The 449-nt window shown below is 51.2% G+C and carries 1 protein-coding gene and 1 pseudogene; both read left to right on the top strand.

Going from position 1 to position 449, the window contains the following annotated elements; translation table 11 throughout:
- A pseudogene (locus tag E2K52_RS14935) lies at nt 1-154 on the top strand (MacA family efflux pump subunit); the annotation flags it as partial.
- A 2-nt stretch (nt 155-156) separates the two neighbouring features.
- Nucleotides 157-449, top strand: a 293-nt coding sequence (locus E2K52_RS14930) for an ATP-binding cassette domain-containing protein (protein WP_151205742.1), incomplete at its 3' end; no start/stop codon positions are given.

Here is a 449-nt window from a genome sequence, read left to right as displayed (position 1 = left end):
GAAACTTACCCCTGTGCTGATTGGCCTGAATAACCGAGTCACGGCCCAAGTTCTGAAAGGTTTGAAACGTGGCGATCAGGTGGTCATTGCCGACGGTTCTGACACCTCAAATGACAGTGCAAAACGTGGCAGCCGTGGCCCAATGAGAATGTAAGCATGAATCAACAACAGCAACCTCTGCTTGAGGTCAAGAATCTGGTTCGTGAATTCCCTGCGGGTGAAAGCACGGTCCAGATTTTAAAAGGGGTCAATCTGGAGATTTATCCGGGTGAACTGGTGGCGATTGTGGGCCAGTCCGGTTCCGGCAAATCGACGCTGATGAATATTCTTGGCTGTCTGGATCAACCGACTTCGGGCAGCTATAAAGTCAAGGGCCGGGAAACTCGCAAGCTCGAAGCGGATGAACTGGCCCAGCTGCGCCGTGAATATTTTGGTTTTATTTTCCAGCG

The organism is Acinetobacter sp. RF14B (assembly GCF_006864105.1).
GTDB classification, from domain to species: Bacteria; Pseudomonadota; Gammaproteobacteria; order Pseudomonadales; family Moraxellaceae; genus Acinetobacter; species Acinetobacter lwoffii_C.
The sequence above is the reverse complement of the archived record's forward strand: the minus strand, read 5'-3'. Positions and strand labels throughout refer to the sequence as shown.